The 23962-nt window shown below is 61.4% G+C and carries 30 protein-coding genes and 1 pseudogene; 28 read left to right on the top strand and 3 right to left on the bottom strand.

Features of this window, described 5'->3' with window-relative positions:
- The first annotated feature begins 27 nt into the window (after positions 1–27).
- From AQ12_RS03545 to AQ12_RS03520, 6 genes are all read left to right on the top strand, one after another.
- Complete coding sequence (locus tag AQ12_RS03545; protein WP_048438510.1) at positions 28–822, top strand: enoyl-CoA hydratase/isomerase family protein; 795 nt, start codon at positions 28–30, stop codon at positions 820–822.
- A 48-nt stretch (positions 823–870) separates the two neighbouring features.
- On the top strand, positions 871–1242 hold the full coding sequence (locus AQ12_RS03540; protein WP_048438486.1) for a hypothetical protein: 372 nt from the start codon (positions 871–873) through the stop codon (positions 1240–1242).
- Positions 1243–1302: 60 nt separating this feature from the next.
- Positions 1303–2208, top strand: a complete 906-nt coding sequence (locus AQ12_RS22935; RefSeq protein WP_082151391.1) for a copper chaperone PCu(A)C — start codon at positions 1303–1305, stop codon at positions 2206–2208.
- A gap of 69 nt (positions 2209–2277) precedes the next feature.
- Complete coding sequence (locus tag AQ12_RS03530; RefSeq protein WP_048438485.1) at positions 2278–2967, top strand: PhaM family polyhydroxyalkanoate granule multifunctional regulatory protein; 690 nt, start codon at positions 2278–2280, stop codon at positions 2965–2967.
- Between the two features lie 30 nt (positions 2968–2997).
- On the top strand, positions 2998–4272 hold the full coding sequence (locus AQ12_RS03525) for an FIST N-terminal domain-containing protein (protein ID WP_048438484.1): 1275 nt from the start codon (positions 2998–3000) through the stop codon (positions 4270–4272).
- 3 nt (positions 4273–4275) lie between these two features.
- Positions 4276–5436, top strand: coding sequence for a DUF535 family protein (locus AQ12_RS03520; RefSeq protein WP_048438483.1), 1161 nt, complete (start codon positions 4276–4278; stop codon positions 5434–5436).
- Positions 5437–5593: 157 nt separating this feature from the next.
- Here AQ12_RS03520 and tgt read toward each other — a convergent pair whose 3' ends face one another.
- Positions 5594–6721: a tRNA guanosine(34) transglycosylase Tgt gene (gene tgt / locus AQ12_RS03515; protein WP_048438508.1), complete on the bottom strand. Its 1128-nt coding sequence runs from the start codon at positions 6719–6721 to the stop codon at positions 5594–5596.
- Positions 6722–6725: 4 nt separating this feature from the next.
- Complete coding sequence (gene queA / locus AQ12_RS03510; protein WP_048438482.1) at positions 6726–7751, bottom strand: tRNA preQ1(34) S-adenosylmethionine ribosyltransferase-isomerase QueA; 1026 nt, start codon at positions 7749–7751, stop codon at positions 6726–6728.
- A gap of 55 nt (positions 7752–7806) precedes the next feature.
- On the opposite strand from queA, the gene recG reads away from it, so the two are divergent.
- From recG to ubiA, 4 genes are read left to right on the top strand one after another with little or no spacing between them, the layout of a single operon-like run.
- Complete coding sequence (recG, locus tag AQ12_RS03505; RefSeq protein ID WP_048438481.1) at positions 7807–9891, top strand: ATP-dependent DNA helicase RecG; 2085 nt, start codon at positions 7807–7809, stop codon at positions 9889–9891.
- 15 nt (positions 9892–9906) lie between these two features.
- The gene (locus tag AQ12_RS03500; protein WP_048438480.1) at positions 9907–10860 is read left to right on the top strand and encodes a LysR substrate-binding domain-containing protein; all 954 of its coding nucleotides are present in this window, start codon (positions 9907–9909) and stop codon (positions 10858–10860) included.
- Positions 10861–10897: 37 nt separating this feature from the next.
- Entirely contained in the window at positions 10898–11806 is a 909-nt protein-coding gene (locus AQ12_RS03495) for a Dyp-type peroxidase (RefSeq protein WP_048438479.1), read from the top strand.
- Positions 11807–12667: a 4-hydroxybenzoate octaprenyltransferase gene (gene ubiA, locus AQ12_RS03490; RefSeq protein ID WP_048438478.1), complete on the top strand. Its 861-nt coding sequence runs from the start codon at positions 11807–11809 to the stop codon at positions 12665–12667. It abuts the gene before it with no gap.
- Between the two features lie 27 nt (positions 12668–12694).
- Here the strand turns inward: ubiA and proC are convergent, their stop codons facing one another.
- Entirely contained in the window at positions 12695–13543 is an 849-nt protein-coding gene (proC, locus tag AQ12_RS03485) for a pyrroline-5-carboxylate reductase (RefSeq protein WP_048438477.1), read from the bottom strand.
- A 74-nt stretch (positions 13544–13617) separates the two neighbouring features.
- Here proC and AQ12_RS03480 point away from each other — a divergent pair, with 74 nt between their 5' ends.
- The 18 genes and pseudogenes from AQ12_RS03480 to rpoA all read left to right on the top strand — a co-directional run bounded on the left by AQ12_RS03480 (position 13618) and on the right by rpoA (position 23942).
- Positions 13618–15186: a glycerol-3-phosphate dehydrogenase/oxidase gene (locus AQ12_RS03480; protein WP_048438476.1), complete on the top strand. Its 1569-nt coding sequence runs from the start codon at positions 13618–13620 to the stop codon at positions 15184–15186.
- Positions 15187–15381: 195 nt separating this feature from the next.
- Entirely contained in the window at positions 15382–15750 is a 369-nt protein-coding gene (gene rplN / locus AQ12_RS03475) for a 50S ribosomal protein L14 (protein WP_048438475.1), read from the top strand.
- Between the two features lie 13 nt (positions 15751–15763).
- Positions 15764–16081 (top strand): 50S ribosomal protein L24, encoded by a 318-nt coding sequence (gene rplX / locus AQ12_RS03470; RefSeq protein ID WP_048438474.1) that lies wholly within the window; start codon positions 15764–15766, stop codon positions 16079–16081.
- 35 nt (positions 16082–16116) lie between these two features.
- Positions 16117–16656, top strand: coding sequence for a 50S ribosomal protein L5 (gene rplE, locus AQ12_RS03465; RefSeq protein ID WP_048438507.1), 540 nt, complete (start codon positions 16117–16119; stop codon positions 16654–16656).
- A gap of 8 nt (positions 16657–16664) precedes the next feature.
- On the top strand, positions 16665–16970 hold the full coding sequence (gene rpsN / locus AQ12_RS03460) for a 30S ribosomal protein S14 (RefSeq protein ID WP_048438473.1): 306 nt from the start codon (positions 16665–16667) through the stop codon (positions 16968–16970).
- A gap of 18 nt (positions 16971–16988) precedes the next feature.
- A complete protein-coding gene (gene rpsH, locus AQ12_RS03455; RefSeq protein ID WP_048438472.1) occupies positions 16989–17384 on the top strand; it encodes a 30S ribosomal protein S8 in 396 nt (131 codons plus the stop codon).
- A gap of 15 nt (positions 17385–17399) precedes the next feature.
- The gene (gene rplF, locus AQ12_RS03450; protein WP_048438471.1) at positions 17400–17933 is read left to right on the top strand and encodes a 50S ribosomal protein L6; all 534 of its coding nucleotides are present in this window, start codon (positions 17400–17402) and stop codon (positions 17931–17933) included.
- An 11-nt stretch (positions 17934–17944) separates the two neighbouring features.
- The gene (gene rplR, locus AQ12_RS03445; protein WP_048438470.1) at positions 17945–18310 is read left to right on the top strand and encodes a 50S ribosomal protein L18; all 366 of its coding nucleotides are present in this window, start codon (positions 17945–17947) and stop codon (positions 18308–18310) included.
- 17 nt (positions 18311–18327) lie between these two features.
- Entirely contained in the window at positions 18328–18849 is a 522-nt protein-coding gene (gene rpsE, locus AQ12_RS03440) for a 30S ribosomal protein S5 (protein WP_048438469.1), read from the top strand.
- An 11-nt stretch (positions 18850–18860) separates the two neighbouring features.
- Positions 18861–19046, top strand: coding sequence for a 50S ribosomal protein L30 (gene rpmD / locus AQ12_RS03435; protein ID WP_048438468.1), 186 nt, complete (start codon positions 18861–18863; stop codon positions 19044–19046).
- A gap of 8 nt (positions 19047–19054) precedes the next feature.
- Entirely contained in the window at positions 19055–19486 is a 432-nt protein-coding gene (gene rplO / locus AQ12_RS03430) for a 50S ribosomal protein L15 (RefSeq protein ID WP_048438467.1), read from the top strand.
- A gap of 26 nt (positions 19487–19512) precedes the next feature.
- A complete protein-coding gene (gene secY, locus AQ12_RS03425; RefSeq protein WP_048438466.1) occupies positions 19513–20829 on the top strand; it encodes a preprotein translocase subunit SecY in 1317 nt (438 codons plus the stop codon).
- A 5-nt stretch (positions 20830–20834) separates the two neighbouring features.
- A pseudogene (gene infA, locus AQ12_RS23290) lies at positions 20835–21053 on the top strand (translation initiation factor IF-1).
- 78 nt (positions 21054–21131) lie between these two features.
- Positions 21132–21245, top strand: coding sequence for a 50S ribosomal protein L36 (gene rpmJ / locus AQ12_RS22385; RefSeq protein WP_011481465.1), 114 nt, complete (start codon positions 21132–21134; stop codon positions 21243–21245).
- 25 nt (positions 21246–21270) lie between these two features.
- Positions 21271–21636 carry a 30S ribosomal protein S13 gene (gene rpsM, locus AQ12_RS03420; protein WP_048438465.1) on the top strand — a complete coding sequence of 122 codons (366 nt, stop codon included), beginning with the start codon at positions 21271–21273 and terminating at the stop codon, positions 21634–21636.
- Between the two features lie 18 nt (positions 21637–21654).
- Complete coding sequence (gene rpsK, locus AQ12_RS03415; protein ID WP_048438464.1) at positions 21655–22059, top strand: 30S ribosomal protein S11; 405 nt, start codon at positions 21655–21657, stop codon at positions 22057–22059.
- Positions 22060–22190: 131 nt separating this feature from the next.
- Entirely contained in the window at positions 22191–22814 is a 624-nt protein-coding gene (rpsD, locus tag AQ12_RS03410) for a 30S ribosomal protein S4 (RefSeq protein WP_048438463.1), read from the top strand.
- Between the two features lie 138 nt (positions 22815–22952).
- On the top strand, positions 22953–23942 hold the full coding sequence (gene rpoA, locus AQ12_RS03405; protein ID WP_048438462.1) for a DNA-directed RNA polymerase subunit alpha: 990 nt from the start codon (positions 22953–22955) through the stop codon (positions 23940–23942).
- The last annotated feature ends 20 nt before the right edge of the window (positions 23943–23962 follow it).

Genomic DNA, 23962 nt, shown 5'->3' with positions numbered 1-23962 from the left:
CATCTGGAGACCTCGACCATGAGCACCGTGGATTACTCGCGTTACACGACCCTTTCCATCACCCGCCGGGGCCCGCAGGACAGCGTGCTCGACATCCAGATGCGCGCGCTCAACGGCAAGCTGCCAACGGCAGGCCACGCCGGGCATCGCGAGCTGACGGAAATCTGGCGAGACGTGAGCGCCGACGACACGGTGCGGTGCGCTGTGTTGCGCGGTGAGGGATTGGGATTTTCAGGCGGCGGCGACCTGGAACTGGTGGAGAGCATGGCGCAGGACTTTGAAGTGCGCACCCGCGTCTGGAAGGAAGCGAGGGACCTGGTCTACAACGTCATCAACTGCGACAAGCCGATCGTGAGTGCGTTGCACGGACCGGCGGTGGGAGCGGGTCTTGTCGCCGGCCTGCTGGCAGATATCTCTGTTGCTGCAAAGTCGGCCAAGATCGTCGATGGGCACACCCGGCTGGGGGTTGCAGCCGGCGACCATGCCGCGATTGTCTGGCCGCTGCTGTGCGGCATGGCCAAGGCCAAGTACTACCTGCTGCTGTGCGAGCCGGTGAGCGGCGAGGAAGCCGAGCGCATCGGCCTCGTGTCGCTGGCCGTCGAGGATGCGCAGTTGCTGGACAAGGCCTACGGCATCGCGGACCGGCTGGCGACGGGCTCGCAGACGGCGATCCGGTGGACCAAGTACTCGCTCAACAACTGGCTGCGCCAGGCCGGTCCTGCCTTCGATGCATCGCTGGCGCTTGAATTCATGGGCTTTGCCGGGCCTGATGTGCGCGAAGGCGTGGCGTCGCTGCGGGAGCGCCGTTCCCCGAATTTCTGAAACCCCCGGGGTCTGGGAGTCGCTGGACGGTTTGAGATAATTGCCGCCATGCAGCCGCTCCAGTCCCTTCGAAGGGCATCGTTTCTCGCCCGCCTCGTGCTGGCGTGGTTCGTTTTGTCGATTGGCGCGGCCGTTGCCTCACCGGTGGTCAAGCCGGTGGGCATGGAGCTCGTGTGTTCGGCTTCGGGTGCAATCAAGCTGGTTGCCACGGGCGACGACAGCACGACAGCCGCATCCAGCCACACGCTCGATTGCCCCCTGTGCCTGATCGCAGGGGCGCCGCCGGTTGCCTATGGATCGGCCTTTTCCAGTCAGGTCAATCTCGCGCAACCGCAATCCGCCGACACCTCCTCGCAGTTTGCGAAGGTCGCCGCCGCATCGCTGCCCGCGCGCGGCCCGCCGTCTTTCGTCGCCCTCTGACGCGCTGCGGGGCACGGGTTGCCTCGTGGACTGTTCCATGTTGGTTTGACGGATATTTCCATGACTGCGAAAAGCTTTTCTCTTTCTCTCTCTTTTTCCTTGCTGGCCCTGGCTGTGCCTGTCGCGCAGGCTCACGTGACCCTGGAAACACCGGTGGCCGAAGCCGGCGCGCCGTACCAGGCGGTCTTTCGCGTGGGCCACGGATGCAACAAGTCGCCGACGACCGCGATCACGGTTCGACTGCCCCAGGGTTTCGTGAGTGCAAAGCCCCTGCCGCGTCCCGGATGGAAGCTCGATGCCACGCCGACAGCCGTGACCTGGACCGCAGGCAGCAAGGAGGCTGCGCTCGCCGATGGCACCCGCGCTGATTTCGTGATCGCAGGTTCGACCACGCGCGGCGCGCGCCCGGTGTGGTTCAAGGTGCTGCAGACCTGCGAGCAAGGCAGCCTGGACTGGGCGGACGTCCCGGCGCAGGGCACCTCCACCGCAGGCATGAAGACCCCGGCGGCGCTGTTGCAGGTGATGGATGCGCGCGACTTCGCGCTGGCGAAGGCGCTTCCTAAGGTGGAAGCCGCCTGGGTGCGCGGCTCCGTGCCGGGGCAGCAGGGCACCGGCGGCTTCATGCGCCTGATCGCGCGCGAGCCGTTGCAATTGGTTGGCGCGGCGACCCCTGCGGCCGGCATAGCCGAAATCCATGAGATGAAGATGGAAGGAGATGTGATGCGCATGCGCGCGGTCGACAAGGTCGATCTCGTGCCGGGCACGCCGTTCGAGCTCAAGCCGGGCGGCTACCACCTGATGCTGATGGAGCTGAAGCAGCCGCTGCAAAAAGACACGCTCGTGCCCCTCACCTTGCTCTTTCGCAACGCGGCAGGCGCCCAGCTGAAGATGGAGCTGCAGGTGCCCGTGTCCATGCAGGCACCGGGCGCGCCGGCAGGTGCGGCGACAGAGCCGCACAAACACTGAAACAGGCCTGTCCGGCGGCGGCGCATGGGTTAAGCTCACAGCCAGCACAACTCCAGTGGAGCCAAGGCCATGAGCGATAACCAGCAGATGGGTTTCGGCAAATTCGTGCCCGGTTTTGATTTCCTGCAGAACCTGGCCAAGGGGGCGTCGCAAACCCTGCCGCAGATGCCCAACTTGTCCAATTGGGTTGCTCCCACGCTGAACGTCGAAGAACTCGACAAGCGCATCGGCGAGCTCAAGGCGGTGCACTTCTGGCTCGACCAGAATTCCAAGGCACTCGGCGCGACCATACAGGCGCTCGAAGTCCAGAAGATGACGCTGGCCACGCTCAAGGGCATGAACTTCAACATGGGCGATGTCGCCAATGCATTGAAGCTCAAGGCGGCAGACACCGTCATGAGCGGCGTGCAGATGGCGGCCGAAAAAGTTGCCGATACCGCCAATGCCTTGTCTGGCGAATCGGCGGCTTCGACTCCTGCAAGGAAGAAGGGCGCTGCCAAGTCCAGGGCGGCGGCGCAGGCTGGCGTGGTCGATCCGCTGCAGTGGTGGGGCGCGCTCACGCAGCAGTTCCAGGAAATCGCGAGCACCGCGATGAAAGATGCGGCCACGCAGACGGCTGTGCACACCGCCAAAAATGTGGCCACGGGTGTTGCCAAGGGCGCGTACAAGACCGCGACCGGCATGGCCAAGGCGGCCGGTGGCTCAGTCGCGGCTGGAGCGCGCAAGCAGGCGGCCAAACGCACCGCCAGGAAAGCTTGACGCGATACGAGCCGGCACGGTGACCAGAAGATGAGTACGCAAGCGACAAAGCTGTTCCCGTTCGGTCATGCGACGCACCCCCAATGGCAGATGGCTGCAGGGCTGGTTCTGGCGCAGTTGCGCGCGCAGATGGCCCTGCCCGACTACGCGAAGTCGCCAACGCTCGGGCTGCTCTACATCACCGACCACTACGCGGGCCAGGCCCAGGAGATCCTGGACCACCTGGGCGCCGAATTGCGCGAGATCACCGATTGGTCGGGCACTGTAGGTATCGGCATTGCGTCCAGCAATGTGGAGTACTTCGACGAGCCGGCGCTAGCTGTCATGCTGTGCGAACTGCCGACCGACCAGTACCGTGTGTTTTCCGGCGTGGCGCCGCTGGGCGTCGGCGATGGCATGGGATTCGAGCCCTACACCGCGCTGGTCCATGCCGATGCAGGCACGCCCGATGTGGCAGAGCTCATCGCCGAAATGGCGAGCCGCACTGCGACCGGTTATCTCTTCGGGGGACTTGCTGCAAGCAGGAGCGATGCCGTGCAGTTTGCGGTGGGCGGCAACGGCAACATCCGGGGGCAGGGCGCTGCCGGCGGAGTTTTTCGCGGCGGGCTTTCCGGTGTCGCCTTCGGCGAAGGCGTCTCACTCATCTCACGCGTGACGCAAGGCTGCCAGCCGATATCGGCGCAGCGCGTGATCACCGCCGCAGAAGGTAACGTCATCACAGAGATCGACGGACAACCCGCGCTGGACCTGTTGCTACGCGACGCGGGCATTTCGCTGGACGAGCCGCAAGCAGCGATGACTGCGCTGCGCTCGACACTGGTCGGGCTCACCGAACCCGGTGCGGACGCGGTCAGCCGCACGGGCAACTTTGGCGCTGATGTTGTCGTTCGCCACATCATCGGCCTGGACCCGGGGCGGCGCGGGATTGCGGTGGCGGACAAGGTGGAGCCCGGTATGCGCATGGCGTTCTGCCAACGCAATGCGCAGGCCGCGCGGGCGGACCTCATCCGCATCTGCGCCGAGATCCGCGAGGAACTTGAGCCGGAAGAACTGCCGCAGACAGTGGCTGCAGCCCTTGCTGCGCCGGAGCCGCTGGCGATGCCCAGTCCGCAGCGGCGTATTGCCGGCGCCATCTACGTGAGTTGCGCGGGTCGCGGCGGTCCTCACTTTGGCGGGCCGAGCGCTGAACTGCAAATCGTCCGCCGTGCGTTGGGCGATGTGCCGCTGGTCGGTTTTTTTGCAGGCGGCGAGATCGCCCGCCACCATCTGTACGGGTACACGGGCGTCTTGACGGTGTTTCGCTGACGTATGGGTCAAAGCCAGTCCCATCGCATCCCCAGCATCTGGAACGGCCTGAAATGGGCCCTGCAGCCCAAGCACGCGGGCGGCGGCGTGACGCGCGGCCGGCTGTTCTGGCGCGCGCTGAAGGCGACGTTCGGGCACGGCCGTGCCATGAGCCGCTGGATGAGCGTGGCCTGGGAGCTGCAATCGCGCGGCCTGGTCAAGGATCTGGCTGGCGAGTACCTGCGTGCGGTGCGTCCTTCGGTGCATCGAGAGGTTTCGTTCAGCGAACGCGTCGTGCAGCTCATCGACCATATGGATTGGCTGGAGGGTGCATTCCAGCGCGACGCCTTCGAGAAGATTCTTGCGGGTCGCGCAATCTCCGTCGTGGAGCTCACTGCGCCGCGCGGCTACGACTACATGCGGCTGCAGCTGCAGCAGGCCCACATGCACAGTCCCGAGGGCGAGCTGCTCCTGACGCTGGTCGCGCAGCGCTCCAACGACATCCAGCACAAGGCGCAACCGATGGAAGTTGCCGTGCTGGCGTTCAGCCGATTTCGCATTGGCGACAAAGCGTGCCTGGTCATTGGCGGGGTGCGCGGCCAGCGCAACCCGGTGCAGCGGATCAGCCCGATGGAATTGAACCAGGGCCTGCAGGGCTGGAAGCCTTCGGTGCTGCTGGTGCGCGTGGCACAGGAGCTCGCGCGGTTCTGGCAGTTGCACCTGGTGGGGCTCGATCCGGCCGCGCACCGGCTGCATCACTGGTCGTACCGATGGCAGGGGCGTTACCGCGAAGCGGGCCAGAAGATCTTTGCCAGTTATGACGCACTGTGGGATCACTTCGACTGCAAGCCGGGGCCCTTTGGCTGGGTGGTGGTGCCGCTCAACTCCGATGAGAAACTGGCTGCGACGGCCTTGTCACCGGAAAAGCGCGCACGCCAGACGCGTCGCGCCGATTACTGGATTCGCACACGAAACGTGATGCGGGTGGAGTTCAGGCGCACCCTGCAAAAGCCGATGCGCGAAGCGCGCTTTTCGCACCTCACCGAAACGATGGACCGCGAGAGCATGAGGGCACGCCTGAACTACATGGACCCGGACGACAGCGACGATTCGCAGGACAGCGAAGACAGCCGCGATGTCGTGCCGTCGAGGGTGCTGGAGACCGGGCCGGGCACGTTGCCTTGACGAAATCCGCGAATGAGTGGGATGTCATACCGGGCTTGACCCGGCATCCACCGCGAAGCGGCGACGGCCGTTGAAGTCATGGATTGCGGATCGAGTCCAGGGCATGGATTGCGGATCAAGGCTCTCCTGAGCTTGTCGAAGGGTCCGCAATGACAGCCTAGACCCCTCGCGCCCGGTCCCGCTTGAACCGCTCGCGAAACGCTGCAAATTCACCCGCGTCGAGCGCATCGCGAATCTCCTGCATCAGGTTCAGGTAGTAGTGCAGGTTGTGGATGCTCGCCAGCATGGGCGCGAGCATTTCACCGCAGCGCTCCAGGTGGTGCATGTAGGCACGCGAGAAGTTCTTGCACGCATAGCAGGTGCAGGTTTCATCCAGCGGCGTCTCGTCGATCCGATGGCGCGCGTTGCGGATTTTCAGGTCGCCAAAGCGGGTGAACAGGTGGCCGTTGCGCGCATTGCGCGTGGGCATCACGCAGTCGAACATGTCCACGCCCTGCGCGACGCCTTCGACCAGGTCTTCGGGTGTGCCGACGCCCATCAGGTAGCGCGGCTTGTTGGCCGGCAGGCGATGGGGAGTGTGCGCCATGATGCGCAGCATTTCTTCCTTGGGCTCGCCGACGCTGACGCCACCGACGGCATAGCCGGGGAAGTCCATCTCGACCAGCCCCTGCAAGGATTCATCCCGAAGGTGCTCGAACATGCCGCCCTGCACGATGCCAAAAAGCGCATTGGGGTTTTCAAGCCGCGCGAACTCGGTCTTGCAGCGGTCTGCCCAGCGCAGGCTCAACTCCATCGATACGCGAGCCTCGGCTTCAGTCGTGATGTGGCCCCGGGTGTCGTAGGGCGTGCATTCGTCGAACTGCATCACGATGTCGCTGTTGAGTGCCGTCTGGATCTGCATCGATACCTCGGGCGTGAGGAACAGCTTGTCGCCGTTGACGGGCGATGAGAACTTCACGCCCTCTTCGCTGATCTTGCGCATCTCGCCCAGGCTCCAGACCTGGAAGCCGCCTGAGTCCGTCAGGATGGGCTTGCTCCACGATTCGAAGCGATGCAGGCCACCGAACTGCTTGAGCACATCGAGCCCAGGGCGCATCCACAGATGGAAGGTGTTGCCCAGGATGATCTGCGCGCCCATCTCGTCGAGCGAGCGCGGCGTGACGCCCTTGACAGTGCCGTAGGTGCCGACCGGCATGAAGATCGGCGTCTCCACGATGCCATGGTTGAGGGTGAGACGGCCGCGACGCGCGTGGCCTTCGGTTTTGATCAGGTCGAAATTGAGCATGGTGTCAGGCGCGTTGCAGCAGCATCGCATCGCCGTAGCTGAAGAACCGGTAGCGCGATTCAATGGCGTGGCGATAGAGCTTGATGATGTGGTCGTAGCCCGCGAACGCGCTCACCAGCATGAGCAGCGTCGAGCGGGGCAGGTGGAAGTTGGTCACGAGGCGGTCGACGACCTGGAACTGGAAGCCCGGCGTGATGAAGATGCTGGTGTCGCCTGTGGCCTGGCCGGATACGGCCCAGGATTCCAGCGTGCGCACTGTCGTCGTGCCGACCGCGATCACGCGTGCGCCGCGCGCCTTCGCGCTTGCGATGGCGGCCTGCGTGGCCTGCGGCACTTCGTACCACTCGCTGTGCATGCGGTGGTCTGCGATGTTTTCCACCTTGACTGGCTGGAAGGTGCCGGCGCCCACATGCAACGTGACACTGGCGCGCTCGATGCCGCGCGCGTCGAACTGCGCAAGCAGCGGCTCGTCGAAGTGCAATGCGGCCGTCGGTGCTGCGACTGCACCCGGGTTCTTTGCGAACACGGTCTGGTAACGGCGCACGTCGTCGGCCGTGTCGCCGTGTTCGATGTAGGGCGGCAGGGGCACATGGCCGTGCTGCTCCATCAGGGTCCACGGATCGCCATCGAGCGTGAAGCGAAAGAGCGGCCCATCGGCATCGGGCCAGCGGCTGGTGAGCGTCGCGGTGAAGCCGCCTGTCATTCGAATCGCGGTGCCGATCGGTGGCTTTTTGCTCACCTTCATGTGCGCGACGATTTCGTTGCCGGTGAGGACGCGCTCGACCAGCAGTTCGGCCTTGCCGCCCGTGGGCTTTTCGCCATACAGGCGCGCTTTCACGACCTTGGTGTCGTTGAAGACAAGCAGGTCGCCAGGCTGCAGCAAGGAGGGCAGGTCGCGGAAGCTTCGATCGACCGGCTGCGGCGATGTGCCGTCGAGCAACCGCGATCCGCTGCGCTGTGCGGCGGGATGCTGTGCGATCAGTTCGGGGGGGAGGGCGAAATCGAAATCGCCTACGGTGAAGGTGCGCATGCTTGAGGGCTGGACGCAGCCCGTGCCAAGAGTGGAGACAGGGCAGAATTGTCCCATGTCCACAACCCTGGCCAAGCCGGCCGCCCAGAACGCACTCACGGTGCCGCAGAAAGCCCTCTTGAAGATGGGGCTCAAGCGGGACATCGACCTGGCGCTGCACCTGCCGCTGCGCTACGAGGACGAGACGCGCATCGTCAAGCTGCGCGATGCGCGCCCGGGCGATGTCGCGCAGATCGAGGCCACGGTGGTGAATTGCGAGGTGAGCTATCGACCGCGACGCCAGCTGGTGGTGACTGTCGATGACGACAGCGATACGTGCGTGCTGCGCTTCTTCACTTTCTATCCATCGCTGCAAAAGGCGCTTGCAGTCGGTTCGCGCATTCGCGTGCGCGGCGAACTGAAAGGCGGCTTCATCGGTTGGCAGATGGTGCACCCGACGTTCAAGCCTGCCGGTGGCGAGTTGGCGAGCGCGCTGACGCCGGTTTATTCGACGGTGTCCGTGCTTCCCCAAACGTATTTGCGCAAGGCGGTGCTCGGCGGACTGGCTCGCGCGGATTTGTCGGATACCTTTCCACCGGGCGTGACGGAGTCACTCCAGCCGGTGGTCTGGAGTCTTCGCGATTCACTGCACTTCCTGCATCAACCCACGCCCGATGTGGCGTTGGCGACGCTGGAGGACAGGAGTCATCCGGCGTGGCAGCGCCTCAAGGCCGAGGAGTTGCTGGCGCAGCAGCTGTCGCAGCTGGAGAGCAAGCGCGAGCGTGCAGCGCTCAGGGCACCTTCGTTCGCGCGGGTCGAGGATGGTTTGCATGACCAGCTGCTGGCGGCGCTGCCCTTCAAGCTCACGCACGCACAAGAACGCGTGGGCCGCGAGATCGCGAAGGACCTGGCGCGGCCGGTGCCCATGCATCGCTTGCTGCAGGGCGATGTGGGTTCCGGCAAGACGGTGGTCGCTGCGCTGGCTGCGGCCATCGCAATCGATGCGGGCTGGCAGTGCGCGTTGATGGCGCCCACCGAGATCCTGGCCGAGCAGCATTTTCGAAAGCTGATTGGCTGGCTGGAGCCGCTCTTTGCACCGCGTGGCTTGCGCGTCGCATGGCTGACCGGTAGCCAGAAAAAGAAAGAACGTACCGCGATGCTGGCCCTTGTCGCAAGTGGCGAGGCAGCGCTGGTGGTCGGCACGCACGCGGTGATCCAGGAGCAGGTGCAGTTTCGCAACCTGGGCGTCGCAATCATCGATGAGCAGCACCGGTTCGGTGTGGCGCAGCGGCTCGCCTTGCGCGCGAAGATGAGCGGCGAGGGACTGGAGCCCCACTTGCTCATGATGTCGGCGACGCCCATTCCGCGCACGCTGGCGATGAGCTACTACGCGGATCTGGATGTATCGACCATCGATGAACTGCCGCCCGGTCGCACGCCGGTGGTCACCAAGCTCATCGCCGACGTCCGGCGCGAAGAGGTGATCGAGCGCATCCGTGCGCAGGTGGCGCAGGGCCGGCAGGTTTACTGGGTGTGCCCCCTGATCGAGGAGAGTGAGGCGCTGGACCTGACCAACGCAACGCAGACCCATGAGTCGTTGACCGAGGCATTGCCAGGTGCGATGGTCGGCCTGCTGCACTCGCGCATGCCGCTGCCGGAAAAGAGAGCTGTGATGTCGCTTTTTACAGCCGGGCAGATGGCGGTGCTGGTGTCGACGACGGTGATTGAAGTGGGCGTCGACGTGCCCAATGCGTCGTTGATGGTGATCGAGCATGCAGAGCGGTTTGGTCTTTCGCAGCTGCATCAGTTGCGAGGGCGTGTCGGCCGTGGTGCCGCCGCTTCGGCATGTGTCCTGCTCTATTCGGCAGGCGAACACGGCAAGCTGGGCGAAACGGCGCGTGCTCGCCTGAAGGCGATGGCCGAGACGGCGGACGGGTTCGAGATTGCGCGGCGCGACCTGGAGATTCGCGGGCCGGGTGAGTTTCTGGGCGCACGACAGTCGGGCGCGGCGATGCTGCGGTTTGCTGATCTCGACACGGACGTCCATCTGCTGGAATGGGCGCGGCAGATGGCTCCCTTGATGCTGGACCGACACCCGCAATTGGCGCGACAGCACGAGCAGCGCTGGTTCGGAGGAAAATCAGAATTCCTCAAAGCCTGACCAAGCCATCCCTTCATGACCCTGACCGAGCTCAAGTACATCGTCGCCGTGGCGCGCGAGAAGCATTTCGGCAAGGCGGCCGAAGCATGCTTCGTGTCGCAGCCGACGCTGTCGGTCGCGATCAAGAAGCTGGAAGAGGAACTCGAGGTCAAGCTCTTCGAGCGCAGCGCCAATGAAGTGTCGGTGACTGCGCTGGGCGAGGAGATCGTGCAGCAGGCGCAAAGCGTGCTGGAGCAGGCGGCCAACATCAAGGAAATTGCCAAGCGCGGCAAGGACCCGCTCGCAGGGCCGCTGAAGCTGGGCGTGATCTACACGATCGGCCCGTACCTGCTGCCCGATCTTGTGCGACAGGCAATTTCGCGTACGCCCCAGATGCCGTTGATGCTCCAGGAGAACTTCACGGTGAAACTGCTGGAGATGCTGCGCATGGGGGACATCGACTGCGCGATCATGGCCGAGCCGTTTCCCGACACAGGGCTGGCCGTGGCGGCGCTCTATGACGAACCTTTCCTGGCGGCGGTGCCCAGCAACCATCCGCTGGCTGCTCGCAAGACAGTGACCGCGCAAGAGCTCAAGAGCGAAACCATGCTGCTGCTGGGCAACGGGCATTGCTTTCGCGACCATGTGCTGGAGGTGTGCCCGGAGTTCGCGCGCTTTTCAAGCAATGCGGAAGGCATCCGCAAGAGCTTCGAAGGCTCGTCGCTGGAAACAATCAAGCACATGGTGGCTGCCGGAATGGGTATCACCGTGGTGCCTCGGCTCTCGGTGCCCAAGGAGGCACTGGAGCCGCGGCCGCGCCGGCGCAACGAAGACCATTCGTATGTGAAATACATCCCGTTCGATGGCGATCCGCCGACGCGCAGGGTGGTGCTGGCGTGGCGGCGCAGCTATACGCGCTACGAGGCGATCGCGTCGCTGCGCAACTCGATCTACGCATGCGAGTTGCCGGGTGTGAAGCGGCTGTCGTGATGTTTGATGAATTCGAAAAGATTTTGATCCCAGGACAATGACCAGGCTCTATCAACCCGGAATTTTCGAAGGCGTGCCGGCTGTGGCGCGCTACGTTGTTTTCAGTCTCGCGCAGGACTCGGACGCGGACGGCATCAAGCAGGCGCTGGTGCGGCTTTCGCCACTGTCCAACGGCAGCGATGTGGTGGTCGGACTCGGCCCTTCGCTGGTTGCCGCGCTGGGCGCGCAGATTCCGGGCCTGCATGAATTCCCGGCCATGGAAGGTCACGGCGTCACGGTGCCGTCCACGCCTGGCACGCTGTGGTGCTGGGTGCGCGGCGACGACCTTGGCGATTTGCTGCACCTGACGCGCAAGGTTCAAAAGGCGCTTGCGCCAGCGTTTGCCCTGCGCCATGTGGTCGATGCCTTCCGTCATGCGCTGGGCGAAAGCGGACATGGCCGCGATCTGACCGGCTATGAAGACGGAACCGAGAATCCCACGGGTGATGCAGCAGAACAAGCCGCGTTCACGCACGGCAAGGGCGAGGGGCTGGACGGCGGCAGTTTTGTGGCAGTGCAGCAGTGGCTGCATGACATGGACGCATTCGAGGCCCTGACCGATGACGAGCGAGACCACCACATCGGTCGGCGACGCGACGACAACGAAGAGATCGAAGATTCGCCGACTTCGGCCCATGTGAAGCGAACCGCGCAGGAAGATTTTGATCCGCCGGCGTTCATGCTGCGCAGGTCGATGCCGTGGATGATGAACATGCAAGCGGGACTGATGTTCGTGGCATTCGGCGAGTCCCTGTACGCCTTCGAGGCGCAAATGCGGCGCATGGCCGGTCAGGAAGACGGAATCGTCGATGCGATGTTCAGCATTTCCAGGCCCGTGAATGGCGCGTATTTCTGGTGCCCGCCCATGCGGGACGGCAAGCTCGATTTGCGCCGTCTCGGCCTCTAGATGGTGACCGAGAAACTTCGCCTATACCTCGACCTGATCCGCTGGAACCGGCCGGCCGGTTGGCTGCTGCTGCTGTGGCCTTCACTCAGCGCACTGTGGATCGCATCGCATGGATTCCCAGGTTGGCATCTGCTGGCGGTGTTTGTACTGGGCACGATTCTCATGCGCAGCGCCGGGTGCTGTGTCAACGATGTTGCCGATCGCGAGTTCGACCGTCATGTGAAGCGCACGGCACAAAGGCCGGTGACGTCTGGCAAGGTGTCGGTCAAGGAAGCGCTTGCCTTCGGCGCGATCCTGGCACTGGTGGCGTTTGCGCTGGTGCTGACGACCAATGAACTCGCCGTTGCGTGGTCGTTCGCGGCGCTGGCGATCACGATTGCTTATCCGTATGCGAAGCGCTTTGTCTCAATGCCGCAGGCGGTGCTGGGTATTGCTTTCAGCTTCGGCATTCCCATGGCGTTTGCCGCCGTGCAGTCGCGCATCCCTATGGTGGCCTGGCTTCTTCTGCTTGGCAATCTCTTCTGGGTGGTGGCGTATGACACCGAGTACGCCATGGTCGACAGGGATGACGACCTGAAGATCGGCATGAAGACCTCGGCGATCACGCTCGGGCGCGCCGACGTCGCTGTGGTGATGTTTTGCTATGCGGCTTATCTGGGGATCTGGAGTGCGGTGCTGGCCACGCGCCTGCCTGCCTACGTCATCGCAATCACCATAGCTGCCGCCGGTGGACAGGCGCTTTGGCACTACACCATGATTCGCCATCGCACACGCGACGGCTGCTTCCGCGCGTTTCGGCTCAATCACTGGCTTGGCTTCACCATGTTTGCTGGCGTGGTCGCCGGCTATGCCGTTCAGTGAAGCTCGCGCTGGCGCTCGATCGCACGGTCAGGCGCCGAACTCATCGCCCAGTTCGGTTGCACGCTTGCGCGCGGCGTGAAGTGCCTTGCCGAACAGTGCTGCTAGCTGGTCGTGTTCCATTGACGTGATGGCGGCATGGGTTGTGCCGCCTCTGGAGGTGACGCGTTCGCGAAGGATTTCTGGCGGATCGTCGGATGCACGGGCGAGTTCTGAGGCGCCGACAAACGTACCAATCGAGAGCTTGCGTGCCTGATCGCTCGACAGGCCCATCTCGATTCCCGCCTTCGTCATCGCTTCGATGAAGAAAAAGACATACGCGGGGCCGGAACCTGAAAGTGCCGTTACGGCGTCCAGATACTGCTCGTCGGTCACCCAGAGTGAATCGCCGGTGGTTGAGATGATCTGCTCAATGCGACGCCGATCTGCTTCGGTCACTGCGGGTCGTGCATAAAGTGCAGTCATCCCCTTGCCAACGAGCGCCGGGGTGTTTGGCATCGAGCGCACGATCCGCTGCGTACCCAGCCATTGGGCGATGCTGCTGGATCGAATGCCGGCCGCTACGCTCAAATGCAGGGCGGAACCCGTGAACGCGCCGGCTTGGGCGGCAGCTTCCTTGAAGGTCTGCGGCTTGACGGCCCAGATCACAACATTTGCGCGCGCAAGGGCCGGTCCAGCGAACTCCTTTGCCAGCACGCCGAACTGAACCTTGAGTTTTTCCCGGGATTGCGCAAACGGCTCCACCACTTCGACCTGCAATGGAGAAAGACCCTGGCGTATCAGGCCCCCGATGATGGCGCCGGCCATGTTGCCCCCGCCAATGAAAGCGATGCGATCCTGGTTGCTGTCCCGTGCTGGGGCGTTTGCGTTCTGGTTCATCGCTGCAGTCTATCTTGGCGGGTATCCCGGAACCTGCGCCGGCTGGCAGCCCCTGTCGGTCAAAATAGTCGTGAATGAACCGACAGGACCTGATTTCCCGCCTTGAGCGCACCAAGGCCTGCGACATCGCCATTATCGGCGGGGGTGCCACCGGCCTTGGTGTCGCGCTCGATGCGGCGGCGCGCGGATTTTCCGTTGTGCTGGTCGAATCGCACGACTTTGCCAAAGGCACCTCTTCGCGTGCGACCAAGCTGGTCCATGGCGGCGTGCGCTACCTCGCGCAGGGCAACATCGCCCTGGTTCGTGAGGCGCTGCATGAGCGAACGACGTTGTTGCACAACGCGCCGCATATTGCTCAGCCGCTGGCGTTTGTCATGCCGTCCTACCGATTCTGGGAGACGCCGTTTTATGGTGCCGGATTGAAGATGTACGACGCGCTCGCGGGAAAGGCTGGTCTCGGGCCCACCGAGTTCCTGAGCCGCCGCGAGACGCTGGCATGTCTGCCGACCGCGCGGCCACAGGGGCTGAAGGGGGGCGTGAAGTACTGGGATGGCCAGTTCGACGATGCGCGGCTGGCCCTTGCGCTGGCGCGGACGGCGCAGGCCAAGGGCGCATTGGTCGTCAATTACTGCGCGGCCACCGCACTGCGGCACGAGAACGGCAAGGTGGTCGGCCTTGTTTGCCGGGACCAGGAGACCGGCAGGGAATTCGAAATCCGCTCACGTTGCATTGTGAATGCGGCGGGCGTCTGGGTCGATCAGTTCAGGCAGATGGATGGTCAGGCGCTTGACCGGCCTGTCAAGCCGATGGTCGCACCGAGCCAGGGGGTGCACATTGTTGTCGACCGCGAATTCCTTCCGGGCAACCACGCATTGATGGTTCCTAAAACCGCCGATGGGCGGGTTCTCTTTGGAGTCCCGTGGTTGGGCAAGATCATTCTGGGGACGACGGATACGCCACGGGGGGATCTATCGCGAGAGCCCCGGCCCTTCAGGGAGGAGCTCGAATTCATCCTTGGCGAATCAGCTCGATACCTTGTCCGGGCGCCTCAGCCCTCTGACATCAGAAGCATGTGGGTCGGGCTCCGGCCCTTGGTGAAGCCGCAAAACGATGACGGGGGTGAGACAAAAGCGCTTAGCCGGGAGCATACGGTCGTCGCCAGCCGATCCGGCCTGGTTACGGTGACGGGTGGCAAGTGGACCACCTACCGTGCAATGGCAGAAGACGTTTTGGAAACCTGTTTCGAGAGCCGTTTGTTGGAAAGGGCTAGTGCGGGAGTGACTGTTCACTTGAGGCTTGTCGGGGCCGACGGATTGCCGGATCGGGTCCCATCGTTGAGCGAGCCGCAGGGGTTGCACTCGTATGGTACTGAGTCTGCCGAATTGGCAGCGTTTGAGGGGGCCACGCGAGTACTCGGAGGCGGATTGACCGAAGGCATGGTCAGATTTGCCGCGCGTAAGGAGTTCGCCCGAACCGTCGAGGACGTACTCGCTCGCCGGAGCCGGATTCTCTTTCTGGATGCGAAAATGGCTGCCCAACTTTCAGGCCGTGTAGCGGAGGTTCTGAAAGACGAAACAGGCGGTGATCCACAACTTGATGCCTTCATCGACTTGACCCGCCTCTATTTGACGATGCCGGCTTGAAGGCGCTTTCGCAAAAGTCCGTTTGACAGGGTCTTGCGAGACTGCCATAATCGAGGGCTGCGCTTTGGAGCGCATATCTAGCCCATGCGAAATCGCTGCGAGTGGTTCACAGCGAGGACGACGGGCCCAAGACTGACCTAGAGATCTGCGGCCCATTCGGCGGCAGGCTCTAAGTACAAGTTGGGAATATTTGAAATGATCCAGACAGAATCCCGGCTCGAAGTTGCCGACAACACCGGTGCGAAGTCCGTTCTTTGCATCAAGGTGCTCGGTGGTTCCAAGCGTCGCTACGCCAGTGTGGGCGACATCATCAAGGTCAGCATCAAGGAAGCAGCGCCGCGTGGCCGCGTCAAAAAAGGCGAGGTCTACAGCGCCGTGGTAGTTCGCACTGCCAAGGGCATCCGCCGCTCCGACGGTTCGCTGGTCAAGTTCGACGGCAACGCCGCCGTGCTGCTCAACAACAAGCTGGAGCCAATTGGCACTCGCATCTTCGGACCCGTGACGCGTGAACTGCGTACCGAGAAGTTCATGAAGATCGTGTCCCTGGCTCCTGAAGTTCTTTGAAGAGGACGCGTTCATGAACAAGATTCGCAAAGGCGACGAGGTCATCGTGCTCGCGGGCCGTGACAAAGGCAAGCGAGGCAAGGTTACGCTTCGCAAGGACGATGCTCATCTGATCGTCGAAGGCATCAACATCGTCAAGAAGCACGCCAAGCCAAACCCTATGAAGGGTGAGACTGGCGGCATCGTCGAAAAATCGATGCCTATTCACCAGTCCAATGTGGCGATTTTTAACGCCGCTACCGGCAAGGCCGATCGCGTGGGCATCAAGACTGACGGCGACAAGCGCGTTCGTGTCTTCAAGTCCAGTGGCGAAGAAATCAAGGTGGCATGACCATGGCTCAGCAACAAGCAAAACAGCAGGGCGCCGTGGCGCGACTGCAGCAGCATTACCGCGACAAGGTCGCGCCGGAACTGATGACCAAATTCGGCTACAAGTCGCCGATGCAGGTCCCGCGTCTGACAAAAATCACCCTGAACATGGGTGTGTCCGAAGCGGTTGCCGACAAGAAGGTCATGGATAACGCCGTAGGCGACCTGACGAAGATTGCCGGTCAGAAGCCCGTCGTCACCAAGGCCAAGAAAGCCATCGCTGGATTCAAGATCCGCGAAGGCCAGGCCATCGGTACGATGGTCACGCTGCGCGGCGTTCGCATGTATGAATTCCTGGACCGTTTCGTCACCGTGGCGTTGCCGCGTGTACGTGACTTCCGTGGTATTTCCGGTCGCGCATTTGACGGCCGCGGCAACTACAACATCGGCGTGAAAGAGCAGATCATTTTCCCCGAGATCGAGTACGACAAGGTTGACGCCCTGCGCGGCCTCAATATCAGCATCACGACGACGGCCAAGAATGATGAGGAGTGCAAGGCGCTCCTGGCTGGCTTCCGTTTCCCCTTCAAGAACTGAGGTTCCCAGTGGCAAAAATGGCTTTGATCGAGCGCGAGCTCAAGCGGGACAAACTGGTGGCCAAGTACGCGAAAAAACACGCGGAACTGAAGGCAACTTCCAACGATGCGAAAAAGAGCGACGAAGAGCGCGCAGCGGCCCGTCTGGCGCTGCAAAAGCTCCCGCGCAACGCAAACCCCACCCGTCAGCGCAACCGCTGCGGCATCACCGGTCGTCCGCGCGGAACCTTCCGCCAGTTCGGCCTTGCACGCGCCAAGATTCGCGAGATGGCCTTTGCTGGCGACATCCCGGGTATCACCAAGGCCAGCTGGTAACGGCCAGGAGCAATTGATATGAGCATGAGTGATCCCATCGCCGACCTGTTGACCCGCATCCGCAACGCGCAGATGGTGGCTAAGCCAACGGTTTCGGTGCCCTCTTCCAAAGTGAAGGTGGCCATTGCCCAAGTCTTGAAGGATGAGGGTTACATCGACGGCTTCCGCGTTGTTACCGACGCCGGCAAGAGCGAGCTTGAAATCAGCCTGAAGTACTACGCCGGCCGTCCGGTGATCGAGCGCATCGAGCGCGTGAGCCGTCCTGGCCTGCGTGTGTACAAAGGCCGCGACGCTATTCCCCAGGTCCAGAACGGACTGGGCGTTGCCATCGTCACCACGCCTCAGGGCGTGATGACGGACCGCAAGGCGCGCGCTACCGGTGTCGGTGGCGAAGTGCTTTGCTACGTCGCATAAGGGAAGGAAGAAAAAATGTCCCGAGTTGGAAAAATGCCCGTTGACGTGCCGAATGGCGTGGACGTGGCAATCAAGGATGATCAGATCAGTGTGAAGGGTGCCGGCGGCACGCTCTTGCTGACTCAAAACGCGCTGGTCACTGTGACCAGTAAAGACGGTAAGCTCAGTTTCGTTCCCGCCAATGAATCGCGGGAAGCAAATGCGATGAGCGGCACCATGCGCCAGTTGGTCAACAACATGGTGGTCGGCGTGACCAAAGGCTTCGAAAAGAAGTTGAGCCTCGTTGGCGTTGGCTACAAGGCTGCCGCGCAGGGCAACAAGCTCAACCTCACGGTTGGCTACTCGCACCCGGTCAATATTGAAATGCCGGCTGGTATTTCCGTGGCGACCGCGACGCCGACTGAAATCGTCATCAAGGGTGCTGATCGCCAACGAGTTGGTCAGATCGCCGCCGAGATCCGTGCTGTTCGTCCGCCCGAGCCCTACAAGGGCAAGGGAATCCGCTACGCGGACGAGAAGATCACGATCAAAGAGACCAAGAAGAAGTAAGGGGCAGCACCATGTTGACCAAGAAAGAACAGCGACTGCGTCGCTCGCGCCAGACTCGCATCCGCATTGCAACGCAAGGCGTAGCGCGGCTGACCGTGAATCGCACAAATCTCCACATCTACGCGACCGTGATATCCGACGACGGCAGCAAGGTGATTGCTACGGCTTCGACGGCCCAGGCAGATCTTCGCAAGTCATTGGGTGGTTCCGGCAAGGGTGGAAATACCACTGCCGCCCAACAGGTTGGCAAGCTGATCGCCGAGAAGGCGAAAGCCGCCGGCGTCGAGAAGGTTGCATTCGACCGCGCAGGTTTTGCGTACCACGGCCGCGTCAAGGCGCTGGCTGAAGCCGCGCGTGAAGCCGGCCTGCAGTTCTAACGAACCGGAAACAGATCATGGCAAGAGTTCAGGCAAAACCCCAAGGTGACGGTCCCGAAGACGGGATGCGCGAAAAGATGATTGCGGTCAACCGCGTGACCAAAGTGGTGAAGGGTGGCCGAATTCTCGGTTTCGCCGCACTCACTGTGGTGGGCGACGGCGATGGAAAAGTCGGTATGGGCAAAGGCAAGTCCAAGGAAGTACCTGCCGCGGTTCAAAAGGCGATGGAAGAGTCCCGTCGCAACATGACCAAGGTCAATCTCAAGAATGGCACTATCCATCACACCGTTTACGGTCAGCATGGCGCTGCCCGCATCATGATGTCGCCTGCCCCCCGCGGTACGGGCATCATTGCTGGCGGCCCAATGCGCGCTGTGTTCGAAGTCATGGGTATTACCGACATCGTGGCCAAGAGCCACGGTTCGACGAATCCGTACAACATGGTCCGTGCCACGTTTGACGCTCTTCGCAAGTCCACGACGCCTTCGGCCGTGGCGGCCAAGCGCGGCAAGTCGGTCGAAGACCTCTTCACGGCCTGAAGGACGCAAATATGGCAACCGAAAAGAAAACCGTGAAGGTCAAGCTGGTTCGCAGCCCGATCGGAACGAAGGCCGACCACCGCGCTACTGTGCGCGGTCTGGGTCTGCGCAAACTCAATAGCGTCAGCGAGATTGAAGACACGCCCGCAACCCGCGGCATGATCAACAAGATCGACTATTTGGTCCAGGTACTCTGAGGACGATCATGGAACTGAACGACATCAAGCCTGCAGAAGGCGCAAAACATTACAAGCGACGTGTCGGTCGCGGTATCGGTTCGGGCCTGGGCAAGACCGCCGGTCGCGGTCACAAAGGTCAGAAGTCCCGAGCTGGCGGCTACCACAAGGTGGGTTTTGAAGGCGGTCAGATGCCTTTGCAGCGTCGCCTCCCGAAGCGTGGCTTTAAGTCGCAAACAGCCAAGTACAACGCTGAGATCAGCCTTGCTGCTCTTGAACGCCTGGGTGCCGCTGAAGTGGACCTGCTGGCACTGAAGCAAGCTGGACTCGTCGGCGAAATGATCAAGAACGTCAAGGTCATCAAGGCCGGTGAGCTCAAGATCGCCATCAAGGTGACTGGCATTCTGGCAACCGTTGGTGCTAAGGCGGCAATCGAAGCCGCCGGTGGCAGCGTCGCCTGATTTGATACAAGCAAAGGATACGACGGGTGGCAACTAGCGCACAAATTGCGAAGACCGGCAAATTCGGCGACCTGCGTCGCCGGCTGGTATTCCTGCTGCTCGCGCTCGTCGTTTATCGGATCGGCGCGCATATTCCTGTTCCTGGAATTAATCCCGATCAGCTTGCGCAGCTATTCAAGGGTCAGCAGGGCGGCATCCTTGCCATGTTCAACATGTTCTCGGGCGGCGCGCTCTCGCGTTTCACCGTGTTTGCGTTGGGCATCATGCCTTACATCTCGGCTTCGATCATCATGCAGTTGCTCACCTACGTCGTGCCGACATTTGAGCAGATGAAGAAAGAGGGAGAAGCTGGTCGCCGCAAGATTACGCAGTACACGCGCTATGGCACGCTCGGTCTTGCTATTTTCCAGTCTCTGGGTATTGCGCTTGCGCTGGAAGGTTCGGCTGGATTGGTCATGAGCCCTGGCCTTGGATTCCGGATGACTGCAGTGGTCAGTCTGACGGCAGGTACGATGTTCCTCATGTGGCTGGGCGAGCAGATCACCGAGCGTGGACTTGGCAATGGCATCTCCATTTTGATCTTCGCGGGAATTGCGGCGGGTCTGCCAAGCGCCATCGGCGGATTGCTGGAATTGGTACGCACAGGCGCAATGAGCATTCTTGTTGCCATATTTATCGTGGTGCTTGTGGCGCTCATCACCTATTTCGTGGTGTTTGTTGAGCGCGGTCAACGCAAGATTCTGGTGAACTATGCGCGCCGACAAGTAGGCAACAAGGTTTATGGCGGTCAATCGTCGCACCTGCCGTTGAAGCTGAACATGGCCGGCGTGATTCCGCCGATCTTCGCTTCATCGATTATCCTGCTGCCGGCGACCGTAGTTAGCTGGTTCTCGACGGGTGATGGCATGCGCTGGATCAAGGACATTGCAGCTACGCTGACTCCTGGCCAACCGATCTATGTGATGCTGTACGCCAGTGCCATCGTATTCTTCTGCTTCTTCTACACAGCGCTGGTGTTCAACAGCCGTGAGACTGCAGATAACCTGAAGAAGAGTGGCGCGTTCATACCCGGGATTCGACCGGGCGAGCAGACGGCCCGCTATATCGACAAAATCCTGGTTCGTCTGACATTGGCCGGCGCGGTGTACATCACTTTCGTCTGCCTGCTGCCAGAGTTCCTGATTCTCAAATACAACGTGCCATTTTATTTTGGAGGCACTTCGCTTCTGATCATTGTGGTGGTGACCATGGATTTCATGGCGCAGGTTCAAAACTATCTGATGTCGCAGCAATACGAATCGCTGCTGAAGAAAGCTAATTTCAAGACGTCGCTCAATGGTTAGTTGGCGTGGTGAAAGACGATTTCATCCAGGTGCATGTTCAGGTTGTTGAAGATCTGCCGCAGGCGACGTTCAGCGCTGAGTTTGAAAACGAACCTTGGGCGCGCCGACGTATATCGGGAAAGCTGCGGATTCATTAGATCCGCGTCTTGGCGGGTGACGATGTCACTCTTGAATTGACGCCCTGCGACTTGTCGCGGGCAAAGATTGTGTTTCGGGCAAAGTGATTGCCAGGGGCCGGACCAGCAAGCGCAAGCGGATGCTCGGGTACCTCTAGTTAGCTAAATGGTTTAGGAGAAAGACAAATGAGAGTCTCGGCTTCGGTCAAGAAAATTTGCCGCAACTGCAAGATCATCCGCCGCAAGGGCGTTGTTCGCGTGATCTGTACGGATCCGCGTCACAAGCAGCGCCAGGGCTGATTAGCAAGAGTTTCAGAGGATTAACATGGCACGTATCGCTGGCATCAACATTCCGCCGCATCAGCACGCCGAAATCGGCTTGACGGCAATTTTCGGCATTGGCCGCACGCGCGCACGCAAGATTTGCGAAGCGACTGGCATTCCGTACTCCAAGAAGGTCAAAGACCTGACCGACGGCGACCTGGAAAAACTCCGCGACGCCATCGGCCAGTTCACGATCGAAGGCGACCTGCGCCGCGAAACGACGATGAACATCAAGCGTTTGATGGACATCGGCTGCTACCGTGGTTTCCGTCACCGTCGTGGTTTGCCGATGCGCGGTCAGCGTACGCGCACCAACGCTCGCACTCGCAAGGGTCCGCGCAAGGCCGCTCAGGCCCTCAAGAAATAATCGGGAAAGAGAAAAGTCATGGCAAAAGCTCCCGCCAATAATGCCGCGCAACGCGTGCGCAAGAAGGTTCGCAAGAACGTGTCCGACGGCGTCTGCCACGTTCACGCGTCTTTCAATAACACGATCATCACGATCACCGACCGCCAGGGGAACGCCCTGAGTTGGGCGTCTTCGGGTGGCCAGGGTTTCAAGGGCTCCCGCAAGTCGACCCCCTTTGCCGCTCAGGTCGCTTCGGAAGTCGCTGGCCGCGCCGCCATCGAACAGGGAATCAAGAACCTCGACGTCAAGATCAAAGGCCCTGGCCCCGGTCGCGAATCGTCGGTTCGTGCGTTAGGCGCACTGGGAATCCGCATCACCTCGATCGCTGATGTGACTCCGGTTCCGCACAATGGCTGCCGTCCGCAGAAGCGGCGTCGCATCTGATCGCTCTGGCGATTCGATACGTAGTCGAGATCATTTTTTCAACCAAGCCCACCGCCGGTCCTGCATGCAGGGCCGGCTCCCGCAGTGACACTTTGTTGTACGGCTGCGGCAGAGACTGAAAAGGAAACAAAGTGGCACGTTACCTCGGCCCCAAGGCCAAACTCTCACGCCGTGAAGGCACGGACCTGTTCCTCAAGAGCGCACGTCGTTCGCTGGCGGACAAGGCCAAATTCGATTCCAAGCCGGGCCAGCATGGTCGCACCTCGGGTCAGCGCACCTCCGACTTCGGTCTTCAGCTGCGCGAAAAGCAGAAGGTCAAGCGCATGTACGGCATCCTGGAGCGCCAGTTCCGTCGTTACTTTGAAGAAGCTGATCGTCGCAAGGGCAACACCGGCGCGAACCTGCTGTTCATTCTCGAGTCCCGTCTGGACAACGTCGTCTATCGCATGGGATTTGGTTCCACGCGCGCTGAAGCCCGCCAGCTGGTCTCGCACAAGGCGATCACCGTTAATGGTTCTCCGGTGAATATTCCTTCGTACCTCGTGAAGACCGGCGATGTCATTGCCGTCCGTGAGAAGTCCAAGAAGCAAAACCGAATCGTCGAAGCGCTTCAGCTGGCACAACAGGTTGGCATCCCGGCCTGGGTTGAAGTCAATGCCGACAAAGCAGAAGGCGTCTTCAAGAAGGTGCCGGACCGCGACGAGTTCGCTGCCGATGTCAAGGAAGCGCTGATCGTCGAGTTGTACTCACGTTAAGCAGCCCCATCCGGGATTCGCGCGTCGTGCGCGAACCCGGATTCATGTTTTTTGTTCCCGGCCGCGAGGCATCGCGGTTTGGGCGCTTCACCAGCCTTACCGGTGTAACGAGCCGGGGGTATTGAGAGGAAGTCCTGAATGCAACACAACCTGCTGAAACCCAAAGCTATCAATGTCGAACAGCTTGGCACGAACCGAGCCAAGGTAACCCTGGAGCCGTTCGAGCGTGGCTACGGCCATACGCTGGGCAACGCCCTGCGTCGGGTCCTTCTGTCGTCGATGGTCGGGTACTCGGCGACTGAAGTGACTATCGCCGGCGTGCTGCACGAGTACTCGTCGATTGATGGCGTCCAGGAAGACGTTGTCAGCATCCTTCTGAACCTCAAGGGTGTGGTGTTCAAGCTCCACAACCGCGATGAAGTGACCCTGAGCCTGCGCAAAGATGGTGAAGGCGTTGTAACCGCAGCTGATATTCAGACGCCCCACGACGTTGAGATCATCAATCCTGACCATGTAATCGCGCATTTGTCCCAGGGCGGCAAGATCGACATGCAGATCAAGGTCGAAAAGGGCCGCGGTTATGTGCCTGGCACGATGCGGCGTTACGCCGACGAGCCGACCAAGTCGATCGGCCGCATTGTTCTCGACGCCTCGTTCTCGCCCGTCAAGCGCGTGAGCTATATCGTTGAAAGCGCGCGCGTGGAGCAGCGTACGGACCTCGACAAGCTGGTGCTTGAGATCGAGACGAACGGTGCCATCACCGCTGAAGACGCGGTTCGTGCCTCAGCCAAGATCCTCGTTGAACAACTCGCGGTATTCGCGCAGCTTGAGGGCAGTGAGCTCGCCGCCTTTGATGCGCCGGTTCAGCGCAGCTCGCAGCAGTTCGACCCGATCTTGCTTCGTCCAGTGGATGAACTCGAGTTGACGGTTCGTTCGGCAAACTGCTTGAAGGCCGAGAACATTTACTACATCGGTGACCTGATTCAGCGTACCGAGAACGAATTGCTCAAGACTCCTAATCTGGGTCGCAAGTCGCTCAACGAAATCAAGGAAGTTCTTGCCTCGCGTGGCCTCACGCTAGGCATGAAGCTCGAGAGCTGGCCTCCAGCCGGCCTCGACAAGCGTTAATTAATCATTGGTGAACTCGC

The sequence above is a fragment of the Caenimonas sp. SL110 genome (assembly GCF_001044395.1).
In the GTDB taxonomy this organism is placed as follows: Bacteria; Pseudomonadota; Gammaproteobacteria; order Burkholderiales; family Burkholderiaceae_C; genus Ramlibacter.
Note: the sequence above shows the minus strand (reverse complement) of the source record. Positions and strands in the feature narration are given on the sequence as shown.

Excerpts from the sequence above, each read along its gene's own strand:
- AQ12_RS03540 (WP_048438486.1), top strand. The coding sequence starts at position 871 with ATGCAGCCGCTCCAGTCCCTTCGAAGGGCATCGTTTCTCGCCCGCCTC.
- AQ12_RS03520 (WP_048438483.1), top strand. The coding sequence starts at position 4,276 with ATGGGTCAAAGCCAGTCCCATCGCATCCCCAGCATCTGGAACGGCCTG.
- tgt (WP_048438508.1), bottom strand. The coding sequence starts at position 6,721 with ATGCTCAATTTCGACCTGATCAAAACCGAAGGCCACGCGCGTCGCGGC.
- AQ12_RS03480 (WP_048438476.1), top strand. The coding sequence starts at position 13,618 with ATGAACCGACAGGACCTGATTTCCCGCCTTGAGCGCACCAAGGCCTGC.
- rplX (WP_048438474.1), top strand. The coding sequence starts at position 15,764 with ATGAACAAGATTCGCAAAGGCGACGAGGTCATCGTGCTCGCGGGCCGT.
- AQ12_RS22935 (WP_082151391.1), top strand. The coding sequence starts at position 1,303 with ATGACTGCGAAAAGCTTTTCTCTTTCTCTCTCTTTTTCCTTGCTGGCC.
- rplF (WP_048438471.1), top strand. The coding sequence starts at position 17,400 with ATGTCCCGAGTTGGAAAAATGCCCGTTGACGTGCCGAATGGCGTGGAC.
- rpsH (WP_048438472.1), top strand. The coding sequence starts at position 16,989 with ATGAGCATGAGTGATCCCATCGCCGACCTGTTGACCCGCATCCGCAAC.
- rplR (WP_048438470.1), top strand. The coding sequence starts at position 17,945 with ATGTTGACCAAGAAAGAACAGCGACTGCGTCGCTCGCGCCAGACTCGC.
- rplO (WP_048438467.1), top strand. The coding sequence starts at position 19,055 with ATGGAACTGAACGACATCAAGCCTGCAGAAGGCGCAAAACATTACAAG.
- queA (WP_048438482.1), bottom strand. The coding sequence starts at position 7,751 with ATGCGCACCTTCACCGTAGGCGATTTCGATTTCGCCCTCCCCCCCGAA.
- rplN (WP_048438475.1), top strand. The coding sequence starts at position 15,382 with ATGATCCAGACAGAATCCCGGCTCGAAGTTGCCGACAACACCGGTGCG.
- rpsK (WP_048438464.1), top strand. The coding sequence starts at position 21,655 with ATGGCAAAAGCTCCCGCCAATAATGCCGCGCAACGCGTGCGCAAGAAG.
- AQ12_RS03530 (WP_048438485.1), top strand. The coding sequence starts at position 2,278 with ATGAGCGATAACCAGCAGATGGGTTTCGGCAAATTCGTGCCCGGTTTT.
- proC (WP_048438477.1), bottom strand. The coding sequence starts at position 13,543 with ATGAACCAGAACGCAAACGCCCCAGCACGGGACAGCAACCAGGATCGC.
- AQ12_RS03500 (WP_048438480.1), top strand. The coding sequence starts at position 9,907 with ATGACCCTGACCGAGCTCAAGTACATCGTCGCCGTGGCGCGCGAGAAG.
- rpsE (WP_048438469.1), top strand. The coding sequence starts at position 18,328 with ATGGCAAGAGTTCAGGCAAAACCCCAAGGTGACGGTCCCGAAGACGGG.
- rpmJ (WP_011481465.1), top strand. The coding sequence starts at position 21,132 with ATGAGAGTCTCGGCTTCGGTCAAGAAAATTTGCCGCAACTGCAAGATC.
- recG (WP_048438481.1), top strand. The coding sequence starts at position 7,807 with ATGTCCACAACCCTGGCCAAGCCGGCCGCCCAGAACGCACTCACGGTG.
- AQ12_RS03495 (WP_048438479.1), top strand. The coding sequence starts at position 10,898 with ATGACCAGGCTCTATCAACCCGGAATTTTCGAAGGCGTGCCGGCTGTG.
- ubiA (WP_048438478.1), top strand. The coding sequence starts at position 11,807 with ATGGTGACCGAGAAACTTCGCCTATACCTCGACCTGATCCGCTGGAAC.
- rpmD (WP_048438468.1), top strand. The coding sequence starts at position 18,861 with ATGGCAACCGAAAAGAAAACCGTGAAGGTCAAGCTGGTTCGCAGCCCG.
- AQ12_RS03525 (WP_048438484.1), top strand. The coding sequence starts at position 2,998 with ATGAGTACGCAAGCGACAAAGCTGTTCCCGTTCGGTCATGCGACGCAC.
- rpoA (WP_048438462.1), top strand. The coding sequence starts at position 22,953 with ATGCAACACAACCTGCTGAAACCCAAAGCTATCAATGTCGAACAGCTT.
- rpsM (WP_048438465.1), top strand. The coding sequence starts at position 21,271 with ATGGCACGTATCGCTGGCATCAACATTCCGCCGCATCAGCACGCCGAA.